At 49.0% G+C, this 22,616-nt stretch carries 22 protein-coding genes and 1 rRNA gene; 13 read left to right on the top strand and 10 right to left on the bottom strand.

Annotated features, from left to right (window positions below; genetic code table 11):
- Positions 1-113: 113 nt before the first annotated feature.
- From argB to phoU, 6 genes are all read right to left on the bottom strand, one after another.
- Positions 114-1,019 (bottom strand): acetylglutamate kinase, encoded by a 906-nt coding sequence (gene argB / locus H6F88_RS21035; protein ID WP_190644686.1) that lies wholly within the window; start codon positions 1,017-1,019, stop codon positions 114-116.
- An 84-nt stretch (positions 1,020-1,103) separates the two neighbouring features.
- Positions 1,104-1,706 (bottom strand): shikimate kinase, encoded by a 603-nt coding sequence (locus H6F88_RS21030; RefSeq protein ID WP_190644685.1) that lies wholly within the window; start codon positions 1,704-1,706, stop codon positions 1,104-1,106.
- Between the two features lie 82 nt (positions 1,707-1,788).
- Positions 1,789-2,688 (bottom strand): hypothetical protein, encoded by a 900-nt coding sequence (locus H6F88_RS21025; protein ID WP_190644684.1) that lies wholly within the window; start codon positions 2,686-2,688, stop codon positions 1,789-1,791.
- Between the two features lie 134 nt (positions 2,689-2,822).
- The gene (locus tag H6F88_RS21020; protein WP_190644683.1) at positions 2,823-3,476 is read right to left on the bottom strand and encodes a UbiX family flavin prenyltransferase; all 654 of its coding nucleotides are present in this window, start codon (positions 3,474-3,476) and stop codon (positions 2,823-2,825) included.
- A gap of 41 nt (positions 3,477-3,517) precedes the next feature.
- The gene (locus H6F88_RS21015; RefSeq protein WP_190644682.1) at positions 3,518-5,917 is read right to left on the bottom strand and encodes a ribonuclease R family protein; all 2,400 of its coding nucleotides are present in this window, start codon (positions 5,915-5,917) and stop codon (positions 3,518-3,520) included.
- 643 nt (positions 5,918-6,560) lie between these two features.
- Positions 6,561-7,214: a phosphate signaling complex protein PhoU gene (gene phoU / locus H6F88_RS21010; protein WP_190644681.1), complete on the bottom strand. Its 654-nt coding sequence runs from the start codon at positions 7,212-7,214 to the stop codon at positions 6,561-6,563.
- A 379-nt stretch (positions 7,215-7,593) separates the two neighbouring features.
- On the opposite strand from phoU, the gene psaM reads away from it, so the two are divergent.
- From psaM to H6F88_RS20950, 12 genes are all read left to right on the top strand, one after another.
- Positions 7,594-7,689, top strand: coding sequence for a photosystem I reaction center subunit XII (psaM, locus tag H6F88_RS21005; RefSeq protein ID WP_190644680.1), 96 nt, complete (start codon positions 7,594-7,596; stop codon positions 7,687-7,689).
- A 408-nt stretch (positions 7,690-8,097) separates the two neighbouring features.
- Positions 8,098-8,505, top strand: a complete 408-nt coding sequence (locus tag H6F88_RS21000) for a hypothetical protein (RefSeq protein ID WP_190644679.1) — start codon at positions 8,098-8,100, stop codon at positions 8,503-8,505.
- A gap of 114 nt (positions 8,506-8,619) precedes the next feature.
- A complete protein-coding gene (locus H6F88_RS20995) occupies positions 8,620-9,408 on the top strand; it encodes a hypothetical protein (RefSeq protein ID WP_190644678.1) in 789 nt (262 codons plus the stop codon).
- Positions 9,409-9,595: 187 nt separating this feature from the next.
- Positions 9,596-10,726 carry a 4-hydroxyphenylpyruvate dioxygenase gene (hppD, locus tag H6F88_RS20990; protein WP_190644677.1) on the top strand — a complete coding sequence of 377 codons (1,131 nt, stop codon included), beginning with the start codon at positions 9,596-9,598 and terminating at the stop codon, positions 10,724-10,726.
- 268 nt (positions 10,727-10,994) lie between these two features.
- Positions 10,995-11,612, top strand: coding sequence for a transcriptional repressor LexA (gene lexA, locus H6F88_RS20985; RefSeq protein ID WP_190644676.1), 618 nt, complete (start codon positions 10,995-10,997; stop codon positions 11,610-11,612).
- A gap of 378 nt (positions 11,613-11,990) precedes the next feature.
- Complete coding sequence (locus tag H6F88_RS20980; protein ID WP_190644675.1) at positions 11,991-12,359, top strand: LapA family protein; 369 nt, start codon at positions 11,991-11,993, stop codon at positions 12,357-12,359.
- A 32-nt stretch (positions 12,360-12,391) separates the two neighbouring features.
- Positions 12,392-12,529, top strand: a complete 138-nt coding sequence (locus H6F88_RS20975; protein WP_190644674.1) for a hypothetical protein — start codon at positions 12,392-12,394, stop codon at positions 12,527-12,529.
- An 11-nt stretch (positions 12,530-12,540) separates the two neighbouring features.
- Positions 12,541-13,398: a segregation/condensation protein A gene (locus tag H6F88_RS20970; RefSeq protein ID WP_190644673.1), complete on the top strand. Its 858-nt coding sequence runs from the start codon at positions 12,541-12,543 to the stop codon at positions 13,396-13,398.
- Between the two features lie 246 nt (positions 13,399-13,644).
- On the top strand, positions 13,645-14,808 hold the full coding sequence (locus tag H6F88_RS20965; RefSeq protein WP_190644672.1) for an NDP-sugar synthase: 1,164 nt from the start codon (positions 13,645-13,647) through the stop codon (positions 14,806-14,808).
- 210 nt (positions 14,809-15,018) lie between these two features.
- Complete coding sequence (locus H6F88_RS20960; protein WP_190644671.1) at positions 15,019-15,570, top strand: FHA domain-containing protein; 552 nt, start codon at positions 15,019-15,021, stop codon at positions 15,568-15,570.
- Between the two features lie 26 nt (positions 15,571-15,596).
- Positions 15,597-17,594 carry an FHA domain-containing protein gene (locus H6F88_RS20955; RefSeq protein ID WP_190644670.1) on the top strand — a complete coding sequence of 666 codons (1,998 nt, stop codon included), beginning with the start codon at positions 15,597-15,599 and terminating at the stop codon, positions 17,592-17,594.
- Between the two features lie 33 nt (positions 17,595-17,627).
- Entirely contained in the window at positions 17,628-18,053 is a 426-nt protein-coding gene (locus tag H6F88_RS20950; RefSeq protein WP_190644669.1) for a hypothetical protein, read from the top strand.
- An 18-nt stretch (positions 18,054-18,071) separates the two neighbouring features.
- Here H6F88_RS20950 and H6F88_RS20945 read toward each other — a convergent pair whose 3' ends face one another.
- The 3 genes from H6F88_RS20945 to menA form a co-directional block, all read right to left on the bottom strand.
- The gene (locus H6F88_RS20945; protein ID WP_190644668.1) at positions 18,072-18,455 is read right to left on the bottom strand and encodes a VOC family protein; all 384 of its coding nucleotides are present in this window, start codon (positions 18,453-18,455) and stop codon (positions 18,072-18,074) included.
- Positions 18,456-18,503: 48 nt separating this feature from the next.
- Positions 18,504-19,184 carry a hypothetical protein gene (locus H6F88_RS20940; protein WP_347277723.1) on the bottom strand — a complete coding sequence of 227 codons (681 nt, stop codon included), beginning with the start codon at positions 19,182-19,184 and terminating at the stop codon, positions 18,504-18,506.
- Positions 19,185-19,573: 389 nt separating this feature from the next.
- Positions 19,574-20,470, bottom strand: coding sequence for a 2-carboxy-1,4-naphthoquinone phytyltransferase (gene menA / locus H6F88_RS20935; RefSeq protein WP_190644666.1), 897 nt, complete (start codon positions 20,468-20,470; stop codon positions 19,574-19,576).
- Positions 20,471-21,004: 534 nt separating this feature from the next.
- On the opposite strand from menA, the gene H6F88_RS20930 reads away from it, so the two are divergent.
- Entirely contained in the window at positions 21,005-22,420 is a 1,416-nt protein-coding gene (locus H6F88_RS20930) for an isochorismate synthase (RefSeq protein WP_190644665.1), read from the top strand.
- Between the two features lie 95 nt (positions 22,421-22,515).
- Here the strand turns inward: H6F88_RS20930 and rrf are convergent.
- A 5S ribosomal RNA gene (rrf, locus tag H6F88_RS20925) occupies positions 22,516-22,616 on the bottom strand; the annotation flags it as partial.

Genomic DNA, 22,616 nt, shown 5'->3' with positions numbered 1-22,616 from the left:
GTGATGCACAACTTGGGAAATGTTATAAATTAGACCTCCATCATTGTATGAAGGTTCTAATGGAACGTCTTTAGCCGTTTCGGGCGATTCTCTCTAGCCTTGTCGGAGGATGCTCAAGACATAAATTCTGATGCAACTAGCATGGAGCCAATTCCAGCGTCAGTAAAGATTTCTAGCAGCAGAGCGTGGGGAATGCGTCCGTCGATGATGTGGGCCGCTCGGACTCCTTGAGCGAGCGATCGCACACAGCAATTCACTTTAGGAATCATTCCGCCTGACACGACCCCCGATTCAATTAACTGACGAGCTTGTTGAATATCCAGTTTGGCAATCAGGCTAGACGGATCGTGATAGTCCTGCAAAATTCCGGGTGTGTCAGTCAATAAAATCAGCTTCTCTGCACCCAGTGCTGCCGCCAGTTCACCTGCCACGGTGTCAGCATTAATGTTGTAAGCCTGTCCCGTATCATCCGCTGCCACACTAGAGACAATCGGAATGTAGCCGGAATTCACCAAGGATTCCAGGACGCTGGCATCAATGCTGCTGACATCCCCTACAAAACCGATTCCTGCGTCATTTTGGGGACGTGCCTTAATCAGATTGGCATCCTTGCCACACAGCCCGATCGCAGAGCCTCCTGCCTGGTTGATCAGGGACACAATTTCTTTGTTGACTCGACCGACCAGCACCATTTCCACCACGTCCATTGTGGCAGCATCCGTTACCCGCAACCCGTTCTTAAATTGCGGCTCAATGCCTAATTTGCCCAACCAAGAGTTGATTTCGGGTCCGCCACCGTGAACCACAACAGGACGCAAGCCGACGCAAGCCAGAAACACAATATCTCGCATCACTTTGGCTTTGAGCATGCTGTCTTTCATTGCTGCGCCGCCATACTTGACCACTACAGTACGTCCGGCAAACTGCTGAATGTAGGGCAGGGCTTCACTCAGGACTCGGACACGAGTTGCTTCGGCTTTTTGGATATATTCACTATCGAGATAGTCTTCGCTGATCATCGGCAACTGAATTTTGTGAAGGGGTTGAATGCAGTTTAGAGGAGGTTGCCACACTCAACAATGTCAGATTTAACTTTGTCGGATTTAACTTTTAGGTGAACGGCGATCGCTCGGTTTGATTGTTTTGTCTATTTCTTCCAAAACTCGACTGGCGACATAGCTAGGCGGAGCGCTGCCATTGATTCTGACGCGCACGTCAGCCTGAGCATAGAGGTGCTGTCGCTGTTCCAGGAGGGTTTGCAGCTTTTGCATCGGGTCGGGGGTTTGCAGCAGTGGGCGGGTCGTGTTGCCCTTGAGCCGCAGGTAAAGCTGATCGATGGGCACGTCTAGCCAAACCACAATGCCGTGATGCAAGTAGCTCCAGTTTTGCCGCTGAAGCACAATGCCACCTCCGGTGGCGATCGCCAGTCTTGTGTAAGCCGATAATTCTGACAATACCTGCGTCTCAATCCGCCGAAATGCTTCTTCGCCTGACTCGGCAAAGACTTCCGACACTGACTTTCCAGTTAACTGCTCAATCATGGCATCAGTATCAAAAAAGCGATACTTCAGCCGTTTTGCCAAAATGCGTCCGATGGTTGTCTTGCCTGCCCCCATCATGCCAACCAGATAGAGGTTGACCCCCTTCAACAGATGCTTCTCGGTCACATCGCTGAGTGGGTTAATTTCGTATGAAGATCCTGCCATTGTTCCTGCCACAGCAAATTCTTAAGATTTAGTTTATCGAGATTATGGCAAGATTACAGGTCGCTTTTGTGGGCATTAGGGATTAACGACGGGGGCGATCGCCTTCATCCTCAAAATCGTCCTCAAAATTCCAATCTTCCTCGTCCAAGTCTTGATGGGAAGCAGGTTCATTATCCAGTTCATCGAGCGATCGCGCGGGCGGAATGATTACCCGGTAGTCTGCGTCATACACCGATTCGGTTTTACCCACGCCAGAGTCACTCGGCTCCCGATAGCTGTAGGAATAGACCGAACCCGACTGATAGCTAGTTTTGGGATCTCGACGCACCTCATAGTCCGTTCGCTGCGGCTGAGCAGGACTTGGGGGAGGCGCATCCGGCTCCTCTTCCCAGTCCTCCCACTCCTCCCGTTCCTCTGGCTCCTGAATATAGGTTTGGGAATTGTAGGACGAACTCGAATAGGATGAACTCGCTTGAGGACTTGCCTGAGCAGGTGGCGTATCTACAGGTTCCTCATAATCCTGCCAGTCTTCCCACTCTTCTACAGGAGCACCAACATTTTCCCAATCATTGCTAAAGTCAAAGCTTGATTTAGGTTTAGGCGATGCTGACTGGGTGTAGCTGGTGGTTGTGTCAGTGGAGGCTGCCGCTGTAGCAGCAGTTGAATAAGACGAATTCTGCGATTCAGCCCAGCCTTTGTCCCACGATCCATCGGCTGAAGTAGAACGGCTGGTTTCGCGTGGGGCAGCAGGACGGCGAGTGCGCGGGGCAGAAAAAGTACTAGAAATTCCAAATAGTGCTGCGATAACCAGTGTAGTGAAAGCTCCAGCAGCGATCGCCCCTACCATCCACACTGCCAGCGGAAATGCCTGCGTCTGTACTCCCAAAATCACCAGCGGCACCGCAGGCGACCAGTTTTGCAGAGCAAATAGCGTTAACCCTCCCAGGATGGCAAGCAGCAGCGCAAGGCGAATTACTGGCACGGCTTATCCTCCAGTGGGCGATCGACTGTGAATAATCGGACAGCGGGCAATAGACGGTAGGTATTCACAATCCTCAGTATAGGATTGATGGCGCAACCGTTGCATCAAGGGGAGGGGCGATCGCTCCTCTACATCTACGCTTCATCTCCCAAGTGTCCTTCCCAGCGCTTGATTGGTACACAATTGATGTCTAATTGATCGAGCGCTCTAGCTACAACAAAATCGACTAAGTCCTCAACGGTTTGAGGATTGTGATACCAGGCAGGAATGGCAGGAACGATTCTAGCTCCGGATTCTGCCAGAGTGGTTAGGTTTCGCAGATGAATCAGGCTAAATGGTGTTTCGCGGGGCACCAGCACCAGTTTGCGCCCTTCTTTAAGCTGCACATCTGCCGCCCGTTCTAACAGGTCAGAACTGAGTCCTGCGGCTAGTTTGCCAATGGTACTCATGCTACAGGGCATAATCACCATGCCCAAGGTGCGGAATGAACCACTGGCAATGTTTGCACCCACGTCGCCCCAGGGATGACAGTGCAGTTTGCCGCCCGTTTCAACCTGGGCTTGAGATCGCCAAAACTGCTCTTGCTGAACAGCTTCTAAAGGCATTCGCACATTTTGCTCAGCTTGCCAAACCATGTAGGTCGATTTGGAGGCAACTAACTCAACCGAGTAGTCTGCCTCCAGCAAATATTTCAGGGCACGAACGGCATAGATTAGTCCAGAGGCTCCAGTAATTCCTAAAATTAGCGGTTTGTTTGAAGTCGATGTTGCAGGTGAAGTTAGAGACACGCAATTACACAGAGCAATGACACCAGGGAATACCCCTGTTTTTAATCATAAGCCTCTGACGGTTGCTCGTTTTCTGGCTCTAGCTCCGGCTCAAGGGGTGAAACATCATCTACATCGTCATCGGTGGCTTCACTGCCGCCACCGACCGCCACTAGGTCAATCTGCTGACGATAGTAGTCCACGCTCTTGACTTGAACTTCAACGCGATCGCCCAGTCGATACTGCTTGCGGTTTTTGCGCCCGACCAGCTTTTGCTGACGAGAACGGTACTCATACCAGTCATCCTTAAGGGAACTGACGTGTACTAGTCCTTCGACTAGCAGTTCCTCAATTTCCACAAAAAAGCCGTAGGACTGCACTCCAGTAATTAGACCGTGGAACACTTCCCCGGTGTGCTCCTGCATAAATTCGGCTTTTTTCAGCCCTTCCAGGTCAGCTTCGGCTTCCTGGGCCAGCTTTTCTCGCTCACTCAGATGCACCGCAACCGCAGAGAAATGTTCCTCTAGCTCACTTTGAATTTCGGGCGGCAGCACATTCCAGGTGATCTGCCCATGACAAGAGCTGCTGCGGAGATCCACTGATTCTTTAGAGCGAGTTGAACGGCGATCGCGCCCAAATTCAAACACCGCGTTCAGCACCCGGTGCACCAGCAAGTCGGGATAGCGGCGCATCGGCGATGTGAAGTGTGTATAGCCCTGCTCCAGCGCCAATCCAAAATGATTTCCCGGCGTAGTGCTGTAAATTGCAGGCTTAAATGTAGACAGCAGCAGGTAGGTCAATACTTTCTCTGCTCTCGATTCAGCAAACTCCCGCAGCAACCGTTGATAGTCACGTGGATGTACCGCATCCTCTTCTTCCAGGTGAGTGTCGATACCCATATTGCCTACCAACTTCAGCAATTCCTGCACATCAGCAGGGTCAGGGGTACGGTGAACTCGATAAATTCCTGGCACCTGGAGTGCCTGAAGGTGAGACGCAACTACCTGATTTGCCAGAATCATCAGTTCCGTAACGATAGAACGGGCTGGCAGTAGGGACGAAACCACCATTGCCCCCAACGCTCCCTCGTCGTCATACTGAAACTTGGGCGAAAGGTATTTGCCGAGTTCTGGGTTGCTTTCATTCGGAAAGATTTTTTCGGGCAGGTTTAGCTCAAATGCACCCCGCTGCCGTCGCTGCTCTCGAATGGCTTGACTCAGAGCAAACAGTTGATCTAGCAGTTCAAAAACGGGCGTAAACTCCTGTAGCTCCTCCAGAGAGGGCAGCGGATAGCTCAAGGTTGGATCTGTTTCAGGAGATTGGTTACGCTGCAAAATCGCCTGAACTTGCTGGTAGTTCAGCTGATGGTGAATTTGAATAGCGCTAGGCTGGATTTCAAATTCGAGCAATTGTCCGGTCTGATCCACCGTCAGCAATACCGAAATCGTGAGGCGGTCCTGATTCGGTGCTAGAGCACAGCAGCGGCGAATTTGCTCTGGAAACATTGGCAACACGGTTTCGCCTAGATAAACCGACGTGCCTCGCCGCTGAGCTTCTACATCTAGCGGCGACTGAGGTTCTACATAGAAAGCAACATCAGCAATGTGAACGCCAATGCGCCAGCGATCGCCAGCGAGTTTCTCCAGTGTCAAAGCATCATCGATTGCCGGTCCGGAGGGAGAACTTGGTCCGTCAATGGTAATTGCAGGCAAGCTACGCAGGTCTAGCCGCTTCTTTAAATCGCCTTTACGCAGCTTGGTCGGCAGGGCTTTAGCCGCTTCTATCACCGTTTCAGAAAAGCTACGCGGCAAGTCATGTTTGCAGCAAACAATGTCAATATCAGAAGCCGCCTGAGCATCACTTCCTAAGATCTGAGCAACTCTGCCAAGGGGCGGCAGTTGCCCCAGAGGGTAGCGCAAAATTTCAACGTGAACCAGCTGATCAACCGCATCTTCCAGTTTGCCGCCATTCGATTTAAGGTCAAGCTCAAACAGCAGTCGATCATCCAAAGGAACAGCGCGATAGCTGCTGTCTGCCTGTTTAACCCTTGCCAAGACTGAAGAGTTAGCCCGCTCTAAAATCAACCGCACCTCTCCTTCAGGGCTGCGTCTGCGACTACCTTCCTTAGTCACTTTGACTAGGACGCGATCGCCATTCCAGGCTGTATTCAGTTGGCTCTCGCGAACGTAGATATCCTCAGCCCCTTCCTTGTCTTGAATGGCAAAGCAAAAACCTTTACTAGAGCAGCGCAGCTTGCCCTCAACGACATCTTCTTCAAATACGCGGCGGTATTTGCCTCGCTCCTTCACTAAAATGCCGATCTTCTCCAAAGCATCCAGGGCAATTTGTAGCTTACGGATACTGGCATCATCCTCACAATTGAGCTTTTTTTCTAAAGCTTTGGGGGCTACTAGTTTGTCATCCGTAAAGTTTGCCAGCAGCGACGCGATCGAAAATTCCATGCAGCGATTGATCCTTCTCTGTAAGTTTGGTGTTTTGACCTTGTTCTTTTGCTGTCTGAGTGAGCCACGAGCCTGTCTTGAGTAAGCTCATTGCCCTCTTTAATGCTCTCACGAGCCTAATCTGAACTTGGCGATCGCAGTATCAAGCAGCTCAAAGTCCTGCTTCTGCGTAGCCAACCTTCTCACCGCTGTTGCAGCTTTCCTTGCAATCAGGGCATGAAAATCAAACAATGACCCGAAAAGCGATTGCATCGTTCGTTCCATCAGTTTGCTGAAAATGCTTTAGCTCCGCAATCTGAAAATGGGAGCAATGACATCAGTGACAGCAATGAGTGGGCGACAGTGCAGCTAAGGGGGGACAACGGTAGCTAACACCGAATTAGGTCAACTATGTTGGAGAAGTGCAAAAAATTTCGGCTAATTTGCACTCTGTACACTGTATTTATATTTCGTAATTAGCGCGAAGCTGTCAAATCCTGCCGAAAAATTTACTTAGATTCATAATATATCTATCTTGAAGTTCTAATTAGAGTGCGCCTCGCACAGCCGATTCACCCTGCATCTAATTCAGAACTAAACATATGCTGAAAAACTCCTGATTTGATGGGCAAAGCGATAGTCGGAATAGCCGTGACTCCAAAACTCACCGTTGTCCAGTCACGATATACGCTACACGCTTACCAATATTTGTAGCGTGGTCTGCCATCCGCTCCAGGTGACGAATCACTAACACGAGCAGCACAATTGGCTCGATCGCCCCCTGAATGTTGGTTTGGTTTGCCAGCAGGGTATACAATTCCTCATAGTCTGAATCAACGTCATCATCCTTAACCTTGATATCCAAACCTGATTCTGCATCCAGATTAGAAAGTGCTGCTAGACTCATCGCCAGCATTGCCCGACAGCGATCGGACATCACCTGCACCCGATCCATACAGGGATGAACTGGGTAAGGAAACAGCTTCATCGCAATTTCTCCCAGATCATCAGCATAGTCGCCAATTCTTTCCAAATCGCGCACAAGCTGCATGAGAGCACTAAGCAATCGCAGATCTTGAGTCACAGGAGCCTGAAGCGCCATCAGATTCACGCAGTCAAGCTCAATCTGTCGGTAAAACTGGTCAATCTGTTTATCTTGTTGGGCAATTTGCTTGGCCGCATCTAGATCTCGCTCAAATAGAGCTTTGCGGGCAAGCCAGCAGGAATTTTCGACTAGCGCACCCATACGTAAAACGTCACGCTGTAAGCGTCTGAGCTGTCGTTCAAACTGAATTCGAGTAGGTTGAGAAGCGTTCAAGGAGATTCTCGCGAAGCTTAGGTGCAGTAGATACAGAAACGGGAAAATTCACAAATCACGAAAATTGGATGATTTGATAACCCTAAAAGTCCCCAAATTTCCTAAAAGTGCCCAAATTTTAAGTTTTCAAACCAGTATAGACATTTCAACAGGAAGAGAGCAGATAAAAATGTATGGAGCAAACAGAACCGAAGCAGACAGGGTAAAGCCGAGAGGGGTTTTAGCGGGTTAGCGATAAGACAGCACAGGTGAAGCTTGCCTCTGTTACATCATGTGACAAATTGTTCAAGAATGACGTGATTTAGCCGACAGTGATGAACGTTGGCGCAAAGCCTACGAAGTAGAACATATTGCCCATCAAATCAGGAGTTTTTCAGCTATGTCATTATCAGATACCCAAATCTTTATTGCATTGGTCGTTGCTTTAATCCCTGGCGTTATGGCGTTTCGGCTCTCTACAGAGCTCTACAAGTAACGCTCTGTGGCGCGAAGCGCTACCCCGTTCATAAATTCTGGGCGTAGAAATTTATTTCCGCGTCCAGAATTTGTATAGGGAGACTGAAATCAGTTAGAAATAAATGGATTGTGAGAGGTACATTTTTTCAGTGTAACGCTCACAATCCATTTGAAGTTGCTATACTTCAGCTCACAACGGCTCACAGAGTTATAGTCATTTTCTAGAAATGCCCGAAAGCTGTCTTTAATTTTCAAAAGGAATTTTCAAAAGGGTTGCTTTTACTGTCCCATCTGATCTAGCCTCAACCTGTTAGTTCAGCTCATACCCCTTCGGGGTGTTTTGATTCCTTTTCCGAGGCGAGTATGCTCTCAATTAGGGGTTTTCTCGGATTCGGCAGTCCCCTTGGATAGAGCAATATTCAACATCATGAACGCAACCCAGCCCTCTAGACCTCCACTCCACATCGCGCCCCCCGCTCAACGCTCTGTACCTCGGACAAGGCGACAACCGCAGCAGCGCCACCAACCCCATCAAGTTGTGGCGACTGAAGTTGGAGTAAAGCTGGCAGTGAACGTGGTTTTGGCGATCGCTGCTGTTTCTGCTTTGGTCAAGCTCATTCCCTACAACCTGACCCAGCAAGCAAAGCTGCGTGAGCTAACGACTGAGGTTGCTGCGGTTGAAGGGCGTGTTGATCAGATCCAGACAGACTTTAACCGACATTTTGATCCGCGTCAGGCGACTAGTGTGATGCAGGAGCAAACTAGCAGAATTGAACCTGGGCAACGTCCTATCGTCTGGGTTGATCCGCCTAGCTCCGACTCTAGTGCGCAATGACACAACAAGGGATTGGGAGATTGAAGGGAGTCCCTCCCTTGGCACGGGTAGTATGTCTCTAGTAGCCTTGGCTACACAGGCAGCTATTCTGTTTTGACAGCCCCCCTTTCGGTCATGGCGATTCAAAAATTTCCGCTGGCAACTCTGCAAAAGGTTAGACAGTACATCAAAAATACGTTAGTCCTACCCAAGTCGGAGCAACATTGGACTTGGACTAGTTCTAAGTCGGCAGATGAATTGCCTGAACCAAATTCTTTAGATGCTCTAGGCGATTTGTTTAAGTTTGGGGGAGTGATTGAAAGCCAGTTGACCTCTCCTAGACCTTCTGGTCATTGGCTAGTTAGCACCCTTAACCCAGGCACCGCCCTGGCAAAGCTGCCGGGATTGAAGCTCAAACCAGGATTTCGGCTCATTAGCTATCTCTACCGAGCTGAGGTAGACGGTGCGGGGGTTGTCTGGGCAATTCCAGAAGCGTTTGGGACGACAGCCCAGCTTGAAAAGCCGATCGCCATGGCAGGTGCTCTCGATCAACCGCCTAAACCCGAATCGGCCCTGACAGATTTTATGCAGGCGATTGAGGGCGATCGCTCTCCTCAGTCTTTTATCATCGCCTCACTCCTACGGCGAGAATTGCTAGAAATTGGGGCACTAGGTCAACACCGCAACTGGAGCCATCACCGTTTAATCGATGAGCCACCTGCTCAGGTCAACTGGCAGTGGAGCACCGAGCAGCCCAAAGACCTCTCGCCTAAAGTACGGCTCTTGCCAGACCAGGCAGCAGTCGAGTTTTTTACTTGTCGCACTGTTGCCCCTATTGCCCTGTTTCGTCACATCGACCAATACTTGCCGGGTCAATACAAGGCTAACAGCATCGATCGAGTCGTGGCGATTGCACAACGATAAGGAATGCAAAATTCAACTATTGCTACAAAAGGCTAATATTTAGCCAGAAAGCCACTTGATTTTGGTGATTAAACCGAAATAGAACGATTTTCTACCTAGAGAATGACTTACAGCTCAGCTTAATGATGCAAAGTTAAGTTCATAAGCAACAGCAACCCTCGCTTTGGGGACGAACTTTTCAAACAGTATGAACATCGATCACGTTCATTTCTATGTTGAAGACGCAATAGCGTGGCGCGATTGGTTTGTTTATACTCTTGGCTTCTACTCAATTGCAGGGCACTCTACGCTTCACACTCACACAGAGGTTGTTAGAAACGGCAAAATCTATTTTGTCATTTCGTCGCCGCTGACCGATTCTAGCCCCGCCTCTGACTATCTCAGCTTGCACCCTGCTGGCATTGCAGATGTTGCTTTTCAGGTTGTGAATTTAGAGCAGGCGATCGCTACCGCAACCGCTCACGGAGCGCAACTGCTGCACCCCATTCAAACAGAACAGCAATCTCAAGGCTGTTTGAAATGGGCCAGCATATCCGGTTGGGGCGACCTGACGCACACTTTAGTAGAGCGATCAGGATTTACATCCCTACTCCCTCACCGGGCTGAGCCAGGACAGGAAGTTGAACAACTCATCAGGCTGGATCTGAGCCAGTATCTTTCCACCCAACAAGAGGTGTTACCCAACTTCATTGACATCGACCATGTCGTGTTGAATGTTGCAGCCGGAAGTTTAGCAGACGCTGTACTTTGGTACGAAAAAACATTGGGATTTGAACGACAGCAAACCTTTGCAATCCAGACAGAACGTTCAGGTTTGTCCAGTCAGGTTCTAGTTCACCCCGAAAGTGGGGTAAAGTTTCCAATCAACGAACCTGCTTCAGCGACCTCCCAAATTCAAGAATTTTTAGATGTTCATCAGGGTTCTGGAGTACAGCACATTGCCCTCCAGACTGGGGATATCGTGCAGACCATTGCCCATCTGCGCCAACGGGGGCTAAACTTTCTACCCGTTCCCCTCACTTATTACAGCCAGTTGCGCCAGCGACCTGGGTTTTGCCTAGCAGAATCAGAGTGGCAGGCGATCGCCCAACAGCAAGTGCTAGCAGACTGGTCAGAAGACACCCCCCAGGCAATGCTGCTACAAGCTTTCACTCAACCAATCTTTGAGCAACCTACCTTTTTCTTTGAGATCATTGAGCGCCAAACTTACTGCTACGCCGAACGTTTGACCCAGGCAGAAGGATTTGGGGAAGGTAATTTCCGAGCCTTGTTTGAGGCGATCGAACGTGAACAGATTAAGCGTGGTAATCTTACTTAGAGTGAGGAATTAGAAATTCAAAATTTCAACTAAGAGACTTCCCCACCCTAAGCCTCTAAAAACTTCTAATCTTGCAAGACATCTTCAGCTCTAACAGCTAGACCTTAAGAGCCTAATAGAGAAGAGCTTAATAAGGTGCAAATCGTCAGAAGTATCTTCAGCTTTTCTTTAAAGTTTTCAAAAAGGCTAGACAACACTAGGTTTTGGTGGTACAAATGTTCTATGGAGTGATCCGTCGCTCTTAGCCACCGCTCCCAACACTACTCCTATGGAACGCCTTACTGAAGTCCAGCAACAGCTTTATGATTGGCTAGCCAGCTACATCAAAGAATATCAGCACTCTCCTTCTATTCGGCAAATGATGAAAGCGATGGGGCTTAAATCTCCCGCTCCTATTCAAAGCCGTCTTGAGCATTTGCGAACCAAAGGCTACATTGATTGGACAGAAGGCAAGGCAAGAACAATTCGGCTGATCCATAGCATTGCTCAAGGTGTGCCAATTAGGGGTGAAGTTTTTGCAGGGGGTGCGCTTGAACCTGCTACTGATGACGACACGACCTATCTTGACATTGCAGGGCTACAGCTTCGTCCCCAAGACTATGCGCTAAGGGTCACAGGAGACAGCATGATCGAGGCAATGATCGCCGATGGTGACTTCGTCATCATGCGCCCTGTGCAAGAGCCCGACCGCCTGAAGGATGGCACCATTGTTGCTGCTCGAGTAGAAGGAGAAGGCAATACGCTGAAATACTTCTATCGCGAACAAGATCATGTTCTGCTAAAGCCTGGCAATTCTAAGTATGACGTGATTAAAAAACCTCTAGAGAGGGTTACAGTTCAAGGCGTCTTGGTTGGTGTATGGCGTGATTACAGTTCCATAAAATAGTTGGAATAGCTCTGAGATTGGCTTCTGACTGAGATTTGTTGGAACAAGTATGTGGCTTAACAAGCGGGGGATCTGCTAGCAGATCCCCCGCTTTCTAGATCTAGGTATCTAAGAGGCGAACGGCTTTACAATTCTTTGAACAAGAGGGTCTCAAGCATCAGGTCGCGTAGAAAATCTTTAACTGATGACTTTCCTTAAATCCTTATTCCTTACACCCTCAATTAATTCTCATGTCTTCACTCATATTGGATCAGACGTATTACTATCATTAAGCTGTTAGACTCTGTTTCAAGGTTGTTGCTTTCATGACTACCTTGACGTGTGTTCTACCTTACTGGCAATTTGGATTGGTCATCCGCAAGAGTGAGGTTTTAACCAATGCGCCAAATTAACTTTGTAATTATCTTTGTCTTCTGTCTGGCTCTCGTCCTGTTTGGGATTGAGAACACAGAACCTGCTGTCATTCATGTTGTTGAAGGAGTTGAGCTACAAGCGCCCCTGTCAGTTGAGTTGCTTTTGGCAATGGGAATTGGGGCAACATTAGCCTGGGTCTTTAGCGTTTGGACGCAGATTCAGCGGGTGTTGGAATCAGGGAAAGAAATTCGTCAGCGTGACGTTCGAATTGAAGAGTTGGAGCAAGATGTACAGCGCTATAAGGTAGAGCTAGAAGAGCAGCAACGGCTTTTGCCTGCCTCCCAATCTCGAACTGAAGATGTCGAAGTCACTGAGGTATTTGCAGCTAAATAGCTTGTCTACCTTGCTGGATGCTGTTGACGATAATGCTACCAATGCTATTGATGATGAATGCTTCTGCCCTAATTGATCCGCTCAGCCCTTGGAGCTTGTGGGTGCCGCTTTTGTTTCTCAACCTGATTGTGATAGCAGCGGTGTATTTTGTCCGAATTCGTATCAGGTAAGCTTCTCTCCTATGACCCAATCCCTGGCACAAAATGCGATCGCCCTGCTGATTGACCTGGCAGAGCGAGGAGAAGTAGATCCCTGGGATGTGCAAGTGATTGAAGTCATCGATCGGTTTCTGAGTCAACTCAAACCGACGCAAACCGTCGAGTCAGGTCGAGCACCCTATGAGGCTGACCTATCGCAATCAGGACAGGCTTTCCTGTATGCATCGATGCTGGTTTTGCTGAAGGCAGACAGTCTGGCTCGCCTGGAGGCAGGAGCCGAAGCAGAGATCGTCGAAGAACCTGAATTGTTAGATGAGGCAGGGGCAGGTCAACCCTTGCCGCTGCATTTAGAGCGACGGATTCGGCGACGGGCGGTGGCCCGTCCACCCCAACAGCGGCGGGTCACGCTCCAGGAGCTGATTGCTCAACTTGAGCTGATGGCGACCGCAATGGTGGATCAAAAGCCCCGTTCGCGGGTGCGCCGCCCTCGCTCACAATCTCGCTCACAGGCGGTGCGGGCGATCGCCCAGCTTGCTCACCAGGAAAACCTGTCAGAGGTTGCAGCCGCAATCGACCAGTTTCTTGCTGAGCATTGGGATGAGATTAGTCAGGGGCAAGACTGGCTAGATTTTGAGTCGCTTCTAGACGTTTGGATTAATCCAACTGGAAATGGAGTGGCAGAATTTACTAAGCCTGTTGATTTGCACAGTCATTCTCCTCAGGGTGATCGGGTTGCCGTATTTTGGGCACTGCTGTTTCTTTCGTCCCAATCCAAGGTGGAGCTATCTCAAGAGGAGTTTTACCAAGATTTGAAAGTTCGGAGCTTAAGCCGTGATGCAACAACTGAGCCAGAATTCCCAGCGATCGCCTTGCCAGACTGAAGCGATCGCTAAATTTTTCACTCGCCGCGGGTGATATTGAACGTCGTGCAACTGTCTTGCCTGTAAGCTTCTCTGCAGTTTCCATTAAGTAAATTCCGGTTTTGCTAACAGGCTTAATGTAGATTGTGCAAAATTGCTATTTTGTATCCAGTAATTCCCAGAGATTATGGAAAACTGGAACAAGTTGACCAAATCGACATCAACTAAGCAGAAGCTAACCTAGCCCAGGATTGAGAGAAAATACTTATGAAAGCCATGATTCTGGCAGCAGGTAAGGGTACTCGTGTACGCCCTATTACCTACACCATCCCTAAGCCAATGATTCCGATTTTGCAGAAGCCAGTAATGGAGTTTTTGCTGGAACTACTGCGTCAGCATGGCTTTGACGAAATCATGGTGAACGTCAGCCATCTTGCCAACGAAATCGAAGGCTATTTTCGAGATGGTCAACGATTTGGCGTTCAGATTGCCTATTCCTTTGAAGGGCGAATTGAACCAGACGGAACTCTGGTTGGCGCAGCGCTCGGCTCCGCTGGAGGAATGAAGCGCATCCAAGATTTTTCTCCATTTTTTGATGACACCTTTGTGGTGCTTTGCGGTGATGCCCTAATCGACTTAGATTTGAGCGCAGCCGTGCGCTGGCATCGTGAGAAGGGTGCGATCGCCACAGTCGTTATGATGCCCGTACCCCGCGAAGAAGTTTCCAGCTACGGTGTGGTTGTCACAGATGAGGAAGGGCGGATCAAAGCCTTTCAGGAAAAGCCCTCCGTTGAAGAAGCCCTAAGTACTGACATCAACACGGGTATTTACATTTTTGAGCCAGAAATCTTAGATTACATTCCCTCTGGTGAGGAATACGATATTGGCGGACAACTTTTCCCCAAGTTGGTAGAAATGGGTGCGCCCTTCTACGGCATCTCAATGGACTTCGAATGGGTAGACATCGGTAAAGTACCTGATTACTGGCGCGCAATTCGTAGTGTCTTGCTAGGTGAGGTCAAGAACGTAGATATTCCTGGGCACCAGGTTGCCCCCGGCATTTACACCGGGCTAAATGTTTCAGTGAATTGGGACAAAGTTGACATCAAAGGTCCGGTTTACATCGGTGGTATGACTCACATTGAAGACGGAGCCACAATCATTGGACCAACAATGATTGGCCCAAATTGCTACATTTGCAGCGGCGCGACCGTAGACAACAGCGTCATCTTTGAATATTCCCGCCTTGGTCCCGGAGTGCGCTTAGTCGATAAGCTAGTGTTTGGTCGCCACTGTATCGACAAGACTGGAGCTGCCATTGATGTACAGGCAGCCGCATTGGATTGGCTGATCACCGATACTCGTCAAGTTCTCCCCTCGCAACCCCCCGCCGAGCGACAGGCGATCGCCGAGCTGCTAGGAAAGGGATAGGAGAAGGGATTAGGGGCTGGGGACTAGGGGCTAGAGAGTGAGGAGATAAATTATCTTCTGGGTTCTTCATAACCCTAGTCCCCAGCCCCTAGCCCCTAGCTCCTAGCCCCTATTAAGATTCCGCCCATATTTTCTGTTTCTCATGCAAGATCATGTTAGAAATCAGAGAATAACCTGCTGTAGCAAGTCTTAGCATTGAGCATTGGGCGCATGAATCAATTAACGCTGCAATGGGTAGAGGCAGGTCACGTCAAGACCTACACCATTGCTGATAAACAGCAGTCAATTAACTCGTCTGGAGGCATTCGGATTGGGCGTGATCCGGTGCGATGTGACCTGGTATTGACTCATCCAACAGTATCGGGTTTGCACGTCGAAATTTTTTACAATCCCCAGCACGGCGGGTTTTACTTGCGAAATTTGCGAGATACAAACCCTCCCCTTGTCAATCGGCAAAAGCTGACTGAGGGTGAAGTAGCGCTGCGTCAGGGTACCAGTATCTATTTGGGACAGGTTGAGCTTCAGGTGGTGGCGATCGCCTCAAGCGTTGCTAATACGGTCGCCGTACCGCCACCTACTGCAACCACACCAGTACAACCGACGAAGCATCCTGCGGCTTCCCAAGCAAGCACATCCTATGGACTGAAGTGTCCTAGATGTCATCAAGTTTCGCCCTATGAGCGGCTTAGTCTTGGCTGTCCCTGGTGCGGCACGTCTCTAGCTGCTGCCGTTAGCGTGCTGATGGTTCCGGGAGAAAAATAATCGCCTAAGTCCTATCCTTCTACCCTATGAATCCCGGACTTCTGCAAATTCGCTTGCGTTGGGATGATCCTGCCACAGGAGAACGACGAGAGCCCATTCTGTCCGTGCCAATTGCTCTAGGGCGGGAATTTGCCCAGATGCCTGCTTCCCTAAGGGAACAGCGAGTTGCCCGAATTGTGCTGGACAGTGGACAGGTTTCGCGATTTCATGCGCTGATTGAGCAAGATGGCGTGGGGGTGGCGATCGCCGACCAGAACAGCAGCAATGGCACCTTTGTCAACGGCACCCGCCAAACTCGAAGCTTCCTTACCAATGGCGACACCATTCAAATTGGTCCTTACCAAATTTCCGTTTTTCTAGATATTCAGTCGGCTGCCACTCCAATTGGTGATTCGACCATCCTGTTTCATTCTGAAACAGACCTGCCTGTACCTGATGCTACATCCACCCTATCCGGATCGACCCCAACGGCACCTGCGGCACGCTCAAACTTTCCACCCCCCTTCTTTCAGGCTCAGCAAGTATCGATGCGTGACCTGATGGACACCGAGTTGATGGTGCATGAGTTTGACTATGCAGCAATTGGGGCAGGACTGGGCAGCTTCATTTGGGTAGATTTGCTGCGGCTTTGTGGGGCACGGTTGAATCAAGTCGTGGCGATCGGCATGGAACCACAGCCCTACGCCCGCTACCAACGCCTTTGCCAGAATTCCCAAATTCCGCTGCACGAACGGTTGCGGTCAAACTCTGATTCTTGCCCCGATAACATTTGGGGATTTCCTAGCTACGCCTTTCGAGAATCATGGCACAGCTTTCGCCAAGGGCAAATCGGTTCTGCACTGAAATATCTGTGGCAGGTGTTTGCCGAACCAACCCTAGCAGAAACCTATACGCCTCGCTCTGGCAATGTGTTTGCCTCAATTGACCGAGAGGCACAGCGAATTGGCTGGCAGCAGATTTTTCGCTATGGGCGTGTTTTATCAATTCGCCAAACGAATGATGGACGGTATGCGATCGCCTATTCCCGCTCGACCGCTAGCCACCGAGAACATGCCTTCATTGTGTCGCGCTACCTGCACCTGGCAACAGGCTATCCGGCAATTCAATTCCTCCCTGACTTGCAGGCTTACCGTGAAAAAACGGGCGACTTCAAATCTGTCGTCAATGCCTACGAAGAACACGAACACGTTTACCAGAAGCTAGAGCAGTATGGCGGCACCGTGCTAATCCGTGGTCGTGGCATTGTCGCTTCCCGCATTGTTCAGCGCATCTATGAAGCCCGGAAGAAAAATCCTCATATCTCGCTGCTGCATCTAATGCGATCGCCCAAACCGCAAGGCAACAAATTTGGTAAAGCTCAGCGTCAGGTCAAACATCACTACGAATTTCAGCCGTTTAACTGGCCCAAAGCCTGCTGGGGTGGAGAGTTCCGCGCTGTGCTAGAGTCCGCTGACCCACAGCAGCGATCGCGCCTGCTCGCTGACTGGGGCGGCACCACCACCGCCGACCGCCACGACTGGCAGCGTATCGTCCAGGAAGGGCTAAACCAGGGCTGGTACAAGATTGCCTTTGGTGAAGTCGAGCGCGTCGAGCAAGACGGGCAAAAAGGTACCATCACCTACATTCAGGAAAAGGACTTCAAAGGCAAAACTCAACTAGAGGCAGACTTCATCATTGATGCTACTGGGTTGGATGCCAAAGTTAACGCCAACCCACTGCTCGAAGATCTGGTAACACACTACGATCTGCCTATTAATGCTCTGGGTCGTCTCAGCGTGGCTAATGATTTCGAGCTAGTCGAAATGCGTTCCTCCGGGCAGGGGCGCGTCTATGCCGCAGGAGCAGCCACTCTGGGTGGACCTCACGCTGCTGTTGACAGCTTCCTGGGACTACAGTACGCCGCTCTCGCTGCCGTTGATAGCCTCGTCTCTACCCGCGCTCCCAACCTCCGCTACCCCAACGGACTCACTTCCCTGACTCAATGGCTTAGATGGGTCACGAATCAAGCTCCCAACCAACCCTAGCTCCCAGCCCCCAGTTCCTAACCCCTTTCCCCTATGACCCCCACGCTTCTCGGTCGCTGGCAATCTCGACTGTTACTCCTCGCTACAGTTGGGCTATTGGTAACGCTACCCTTCTCAATGGGTTGGATTGTGCTCGGTTCGTATCCAGTTTTTCTGTGGGTGTTGGGCTATGTTGCCGTCTTTGGAATAGGGTGGGACCTGCTCTACGATTATCTACAAAAATTTCGCTGGGATCGAGACTGGCCAGCTGCGTTTCAGCTCTTAGCAGGCATCTGGGAAGCAATATTTATTCTCTTACTGTTTAAAACAATTGGACTACCAGGAATTGCCAGAACTACCCCAATCGGTTGGTTCGCGCTGCACTATAGCCTGGTCTGGCTAGCAGTCTTTACAATGTCACAAACGTTGATGCGAGTGGTGTTTTTGCGATCGCGCTTTCGAGGCGGACAGTGGCTATAGAAGAAGGACAGGAATTGTTTAGTTGCTGTCTGGTTCATAGAAGGTGATACAGACCCCAGCTAAATCAATGACAGCAAACTCTTTTGTTCCCCAAAGTTTAGTTTGTAGTTTGCCATTGGGATGAAGCATTGTTCCCCCTTTTGCTTGAAACTCCTGATAAAGCTGTTCAATCTGTTCAACTTGAATGCGAAAGGTTGTCCATTCTGCTAAATGTTTGTCGTCATTTTGCTGTAGAACAATTTGGGCTGAGTCACGTTTCACGATCGCCATCGTGACAGGCGCACCTTCCCGGTAAACTATCGTAAATCCAAGCTGCTGTTCATAAAAGGCGATCGCCTTTTCTACATCCTGACCTGCTGGAATAAACGGGCTAATGTTGCCAAGCTTTGGTGAAGTGGTCATAGATTATTCTTCCTAACTGAATTGTGGCGATCGCTTTTTTGTTAAGAACTAAAGCATCCACTCCAGCACAATTCCCACTCGGCTGTCTTTATTAAACGAAGAATTTTGCTTTTGAATATCCGTTGAAATTCTCAAATCTTCAGTCAGCGCATAGCCAACTGATAGCGTTGTTATTCCTACTTCCTCATCCCGACCAGGTGCCACCCAAGTTTGAGTCAATGAAATATCAGCCGCTCCTGTACGTGAGAGGGCAAGCAAAAAGCGCAGTCCTAGGTTGAGGTCGTCGGTAGTGTATTCATCGGTTTCCAGGTAGCGGTAGCCAATCACAGGAGCGACGTTGATATAGCTACCCAATGGACGAATGTAGTAACGCAAATCGGCGCCGTAAGCCTGGCGATCGCCCTCGAAGGTTGCTTGATAGTCAGCGCTGACCGTCAGCCCCGTTTGACCGATGAACACGTCCTCAATGCCGACATTAAACCCACCCGCCTGATCGGTAGAGGGAAACTGCGAATAGCCCAGCCGCAGCCGCGTCCGAAAGCTTGGATCGCTGCGAATCTCAGACAATACATCGGGAATGTCTTCCAGCCAGCGTTGAAGAACTGGGCTATTTTCGATCGTCTCTGAATCTAAATCCACTTGTTCGGTCGTGTCAGAATTGCTTGAATCATCAGAATCTTGTGGTTCAGACGATTCTGGTGAAGGAGAAGTTTGGGCGATCGCTTCTATTTCTGGCAATTCGACGGTATAACCGATTTCAGCAGCTTCAGCATTGGAAGCGATCGCACTAAAAGAAGCCTCAGTAAAAGAAGCCTGAGTCAATTCGCCTGAAAATCCTAAATCAGCAGCTTCTCCTAATGGCGGCAGCGTTGAAGGATTAGCGATCGCAGCAGATTGAGGCACTTCGACTTGAGAAATTGCATCCAATTCAGCTATTTCGGAAGTAACGGCCTCTGATGTAACCAGATCTAGATCCGATGTGGCTACAGCAGTCATCTCTGCAGACTCTATGCTTGAAGTTTGAAGGTCTGCCTGCACTTCAGGTGCCAATGCTAAAGCGGGAGCGATCGCTAAAGGAAACCAGCACATCGCCATTCCCGCAATCCGGTTCACATTTCTCACAAGACAAATCCTAGACCTAGCAATAGCCCACTCCAGAAATGCAAGGTAACCGCAATAAATTTGCAGTTGCTTACTCGCTCTGGCTGGTCGTGGTGTTGAGCAACATGACGGCAAAGTTTGACCGCAGGTGGCAGGCTGAGGAAAATTAGCAGCGTCCAACTCGGAAAAACCTGCAGCGCCACACACAACCCCGTCAACCCGTAGATACTGCCACAAAGCCAGGGCAGGAGGCTAGCCCCTCTGGCAGTTCCCAAACGCACAATAGGCGATCGCTTACCTGCCGCCAGGTCATCTTTAACCTGATGGAAGTGCGAGCAAAACAAAATCAAACTGGTGCTGATGCCAATAATAATCGAAGCAACCAGTGCAGAAATCGACCAGGACTGAGTTTGGCTATAGTAAGCAGCAGCGATCGCAAGGGGACCAAAGCAAACAAAACAAATTATTTCACCCAATCCTTGATAGCCCAAGCGAAAGGGCGGTCCTTGATAGCTATAGCCCAAAGCACAACAGAGCAGAACAATACCAGGAATAGTGAAGTCACGCTGGAGCCAGGCGATCGCTAAGACTCCAGATACGCCTAGCCCTAAAAACAAGTTTCCTAACCAAAAAATTAGAGATTTGTTGCCTGTCAAATTAACCAAAGAATGAGCTTTGTTTTGATCAATTCCTGTTTCCGAATCAAACACATCGTTGCTCAAGTTTATCCACGCCACAATTAAAATAGCCGCAAGTAAAAAAGTTAAAAATATTCCGCTTTGAATCGTTCCTGTTTCAGCAAATGCAATGGCTGTTCCAACCCAAATCGGAATCACTGCAACACTATACATTGGCGGCTTGATGGCTGCTAACCAGAGCTTAGATTCGGGGTAACTAAGAGACTTTGTGGTCATGGCTTAAAACTCAGCAACTTAAAACTCAGCAAGAGACACGGACAGCTTGTCTCAAACATTCCTTGTGTCCCTCCCGCTCGCATTCTCGGAATCCTACCGAGGTGTTGAGGCGAAGAACACGGTTACGGGAATCGGAGACAGAGATAAGGCGGGAATAACTGTTTTTCCTCCCAAATCCACCCTACGGGAAGCTGAGCAGCAGTGCAATGTGTCAGTTTTCAAAGATTTGTGACTCTTGCTCCAGCGAACGGAGGCAGCTATGTCAGGCTGGTTCAGTCCACAAGATGCCACAGAAACCATGCTAGAACTCGGCTTTTTACGATAATCTAACCGAGAAACTGCTTGACTGCTTGCTCTAAGCCAGCTTCTCAGAGAATCGGGTGCAGTGGTTACAGCAATTGGAAGTGTGCTACCTGTATTCATAGGTAGTCTAATCGGATTAAACTAAACACTTCATCCAAAAAGCGTTTAGTTTGCTCATTTCTATCTACTTAAAGCTGATCCATTTTGGGAAAATCTGACCTTTTTGCGTCCATGCCAGTCATACCCCATTCTGTCAATCTCTTTCAGGACTGTAAGCAGTTTTTTCAATTTCTTTCAATTTGTCAGCAGAAATCAATTGAGCAGAATGAGACGCAAATCGCTAGTATTTCCTTAAAAGTTGATCGGGTTGATCCGCTTGCTGTGCTACACGAAATTGCAACACCAGATCAGCTTCATTTCTACATCGAAAATCCCGCCGAAGATGAAGCGATCGCTGCTATTGGAGCAGTTTCATCCCTAAAAACGTCAGGGAAAACGCGTTTTTTCCAAGCTCAAAATTTTACTGAATCCTGTTTCAATCATCTAGTTTCAGCCACTTCCTCAAACTATTTATTACCACGTTGCTTCTGTAGCTTTAGCTTTTTCGACCAGGGAGCTACTTCAGAAGCCACTTTCTCAGAAGCCACTATTTTTTTACCAAAGTGGCAAGTTTCTTCAAAAGCGGATCAATCGACCGTGATTTTGAACCTAGCAATCCACGCTAATTCTAATTTGGAGCTTTTGATTGAACAAGTTTGTCGTGAATTTCAAAATATTTGTCTAGCAAAGTACGGAATTTTTAACCTTTCAAGCAACATTCAATATAAATTGAATCACTGGAACGTAAATGACACCAATAACTTTAAAGTAGCCGTAGCCTCAGCATTAAAGTCTATTCAAATTCATCACTTAAATAAGCTTGTATTAGCCCATGCAGTAGATATAGTCTCAAAATTCCCTTTTCAATGGATTGACTCACTACATCACCTCCGCAAAATTTATCCTGATTGCTACACTTTCTCAACAGGCAATGGCAAAGGTCAAAATTTTATTGGAGCTAGTCCAGAATGCCTCATCAGAATTTGTGATCGCCAGCTCAATACAGAGGCTCTAGCAGGTTCTGCACCCAGAGGTAAAACAGTGACAGCAGACGCAGACCTGGCGAATCGGTTGCTGAATAGCTCCAAAGAACGGCATGAGCATCAGGTCGTAGTAGACTTCATTGCTCAACAACTATCTCGCTTTGGACTTAACCCCCAAATCCCAGCCGTACCAAAATTGCGCCAGCTAACTAATATTCAACACTTGCACACTCCGATTCAGGCAACTCTCCCAAAATATCTGCATCCACTAAAAATTCTGGCTCAGCTCCACCCAACCCCTGCTGTTGCCGGGATGCCCAGGGACTTTGCTTGTGAAGAAATTCGACGTTATGAAAAATTTGAGCGATCGCTCTACGCCGCTCCACTTGGCTGGATTGATGCTCAAGGGAATGCTGAATTTATCGTCGGAATCCGCTCTGCCCTCATTGACGGACATCATGCTCGTCTCTACGCTGGAGCAGGAATCGTCGCAGGTTCTAACCCAAACCGAGAGCTAGCAGAAGTCAAACTGAAGCTGCAAACTCTACTTCAAGCACTAGTTTAGATAACCAAACAACATTGTTTAAGAAGAACAATATGTTTAAAGGGCTAAAGCCTCCTTCGCTTTGTTGAAGGAGGCTTTAGCTCTTTTAATTAATAACCTGGCGCCGAGCTATTTTTGCGGAGGGCAACCCCTCAACTATCTTTGCCGCAGCGATGTTTCACGACCGAGTTCGGGATGGGTTCGGAGTGGTTCCATT

Origin of the sequence: Oculatella sp. FACHB-28 (genome assembly GCF_014696015.1) — a bacterium.
GTDB lineage: Bacteria > Cyanobacteriota > Cyanobacteriia > Elainellales > Elainellaceae > JAAUTN01.
This window is presented reverse-complemented; position numbering and strand designations above follow the sequence as displayed.